The 2,921-nt window shown below is 63.9% G+C and carries 3 protein-coding genes and 1 pseudogene; 1 reads left to right on the forward strand and 3 read right to left on the reverse strand.

From position 1 onward, the window contains the following. Window positions 1–289 (reverse strand): annotated as a pseudogene (locus DXA70_RS13495) (GPR endopeptidase); the annotation flags it as partial. Window positions 290–468: 179 nt separating this feature from the next. Here DXA70_RS13495 and rpsT point away from each other — a divergent pair. Continuing rightward, window positions 469–729, forward strand: a complete 261-nt coding sequence (gene rpsT, locus DXA70_RS13500; protein WP_005943554.1) for a 30S ribosomal protein S20 — start codon at window positions 469–471, stop codon at window positions 727–729. A gap of 70 nt (window positions 730–799) precedes the next feature. Here the strand turns inward: rpsT and DXA70_RS13505 are convergent, their stop codons facing one another. Continuing rightward, window positions 800–2,182 (reverse strand): SpoVA/SpoVAEb family sporulation membrane protein, encoded by a 1,383-nt coding sequence (locus tag DXA70_RS13505; protein WP_128118760.1) that lies wholly within the window; start codon window positions 2,180–2,182, stop codon window positions 800–802. Window positions 2,183–2,294: 112 nt separating this feature from the next. Further along, a complete protein-coding gene (locus DXA70_RS13510; RefSeq protein WP_128118761.1) occupies window positions 2,295–2,741 on the reverse strand; it encodes a SpoVA/SpoVAEb family sporulation membrane protein in 447 nt (148 codons plus the stop codon). Window positions 2,742–2,921: the final 180 nt, after the last annotated feature.

Below are 2,921 nucleotides of genomic sequence, written 5' to 3' on the forward strand. Positions count from 1 at the left end.
CGGCGTTGCCCACACCCAGCACCAGCACCGGGCCCTCAGGCGGCAGCAGGGCCCGCAGCTCGGCCGCCGCCTGCTCGATGACACCGCTGTCCCGCTCGTCCAGCACGCTGACGCGGGGCACTTCCAGCGTCACATACCGCCCCCGGGGCCGCTCCAGCCCCTCCCGCGCGATCTCCACCCGCGTCACGGTCACGCCATCGTGCCGGGCCGTGGCCACCCGTACCCCGCCGGGCAGGGCAGAACAGGCGGGCGCCGCGTACAATTCATCGGCCATGTCTGTCAAACGCATGGTTTTCCCCTCTTTTTCTGCAAATTTGCCGCCGGAGGCGCTGTTTGGGCCCCTCCGGACAGGAGAAGTATGGGAAAAATAAAACTTTTTGAAACAAAAATCAAAAAAACGCTTGCGTTGGTACGGCAAATATGGTATCATAAGGTGCGCTGTTATAGGTAGCCAAGGAGGTGGAACGAATGCCTAACATCAAATCTCAGAAGGACCGCGTCGTGCAGGCTGCTGCAGAGCAGGCTCACAACAAGGCCATTAAGACCAACCTGAAAACAGTCGTCAAGAAGGCAGACGCTGCCATCGATGCGAATGCCGCTGACAAGGACGCAACCGTCCTGGCTGCTGTTTCCGCGATCGACAAGGCTCGCGCTAAGGGTGTCATCAAAAAGAACACCGCAAGCCGCAAGATCAGCCGTATGGCCAAGCGTGCTAACAAGAACGCTTGATTGCTTTCTGATTGACGAACAAAACCTCTGCTCCGGGAAACCGGCGCAGGGGTTTTTGTTTTACTGTTCTTCAATTCTGGTCGTGGCTCTTGCCCACCCAGGAGCAGACCACGCCGCACACCAGGCTGGTGGTGATGCCCGCCGCGGCGGCCGTCAGCCCGCCGGTTAAAATGCCGATGGCCCCCTCTTCTTCGATGGCCGTTTTGACCCCTTTGGCCAGCAGGTGCCCGAACCCCAGCAGGGGCACGGTGGCCCCGCAGCCCGCAAACTCGGCCAGCGGCGCGTACCACCCGATGGCGGAAAGCACCACCCCGGCCACCACATAGCCCGTTAAAACGCGGGCCGGGGTCAGGGCGGTCAAGTCGATCAAAAGCTGGCCCACCACGCAGATGAGCCCGCCCACCACAAACGCCCAGAAATACTGCATCTCATCATCCTCTCGCAGTGCATTCCGGCCCGCGCAGCTCCACCAGATGCGCAATGGCGGGATGCTCTCTTTTTGTAAAAACGTGGTCTGGCTCATCAGCGCCCCGGTGGCGATGAACAGCACCCGCCGATAGCTCCCCCGCTCCAGCCGGGGCAGGATGTGCCCGCAGAGGACGGCGGCACAGCAGCCCGGGCCGGAGCCGCCGCTCTTGACGTTCTGCCGGGCGGCATCGTAGAGGATGCTACCGCAGTCGATGTGGTTTTTCATCACCAGGCCCTCGGCGGTCAGGATCTCCCGGAACAGGCGGCTCCCGAGATGGCCCAGGTCCCCGGTGTAAACGGCGTCAAACTCTTTGGGCTCCTGCCCGGTGTCGTGCAGATAGCGCAGCAGAGTGGCCGCTGCCGCCGGGGCCATGGCGGCGCCCATGTTGTTGATATCCTTGATCTGGTAATCCTCCACCCGGCCAAAGGTGGCCGCGGCAATGCCCACGCCCTGCCCGGCAGGGTGGAGCAGGCAGCACCCCGCCGCCGTGGCGGTCCACTGGGCCGTGGGCGTGCGGACGGCACCATAGCTCAACGGCGTGCGGAACTGCCGCTCCGCCGCGCAGAAATGGCTGGACGTCATGGCCAGCAGGCCGTCGGCAAGGCCCGCGCTGCAAAGCGCGGCCCCCAGCCCCAGCGCCTCGGCCATGGTGCTGCAGGCCCCGAACAGCCCCACAAAGGGCAGGTGCAGCTCCCGCAGGGCGTAGCTGGACGCCGTGCACTGGGCCTGCAGGTCCCCGGCCAGCACCAGGCTGACCTGCTTTTCCGTGGCGTGGGCCTTTTTCAGGCAGAGGCGGGCCGCCCGCAGCTGCAAATTTTTTTCCGCCGTCTCCCAGTTGGCCTGCCCGCAGTTGTTGTCCGGGAACAGCTCGTCAAACTCCGCGGCCAGAGGGCCCTCGCCCTCTTTTTTGCCGCCCACCGCCGCGTGGGACGCAATCACGGGCATCCGCTCAAACAAAAGGGTATCGCCGCGCCGTGCTGCCATTGGTTTTTCCTCCTTTGGGGGCTGATTTTATCGGATTTTTGTGGTATACTTTACGCTCGACGGGGAATTGCAATTTTTTCCGCTTCTGCCCCGTATTCTGGGCGTGGTGGGTTCAGACCATGGCCCCCATCCCCCAGAGCACCACGCCATACACCACCGCCGCCAGCGTGCCGTACACGATGACCGGCCCGGCAATGGTGAACATCTTGGCCCCGGTGCCTAAGACCCGGCCCTCGGTCTTGAACTCAATGGCCGCGCTGACCACCGCGTTGGCAAAGCCCGTGATGGGCACCAGCGACCCGGCCCCAGCCTTGGCGGCCAGTTTCTGGTAGAGCCCCAGGGTGGTAAACAGGGCCGAGAGGGCCACCAGCGTGCAGCTGGTCAGGGTACCGGCCAGCTCCAATTCCAGCCCTTTGGCCAAATACCACTGGCGGAGCACCTCCCCCAGCAGGCAGATGCCGCCGCCCACAAAAAAGGCCCACAGGCAGTCTTTGCCCAGCGGTGAGGGCGGGCTGGCCCGCTGCACCCGCCGCGCGTATTCCCGCGGTTTCAGTTTCATCGTCTTCGCCTCCCGGGATAGTCTGCCCGTGTTGTGTGTATTTTATCCGTTTTTATAGAAAGAAGGTCCCACATGAATCCATCTTCCCAGTATCCGCACCGCCGTCGGCTCACCCGGGCCGAGGCGCGCCGTCGCCGCCGCAACCGCGCCAGTCCGCCCGGGTGGCCGGCCTGACGCTGG

The sequence above is a fragment of the Faecalibacterium sp. OF04-11AC genome (genome assembly GCF_003460645.1).
In the GTDB taxonomy this organism is placed as follows: Bacteria; Bacillota; Clostridia; order Oscillospirales; family Ruminococcaceae; genus Faecalibacterium; species Faecalibacterium prausnitzii_I.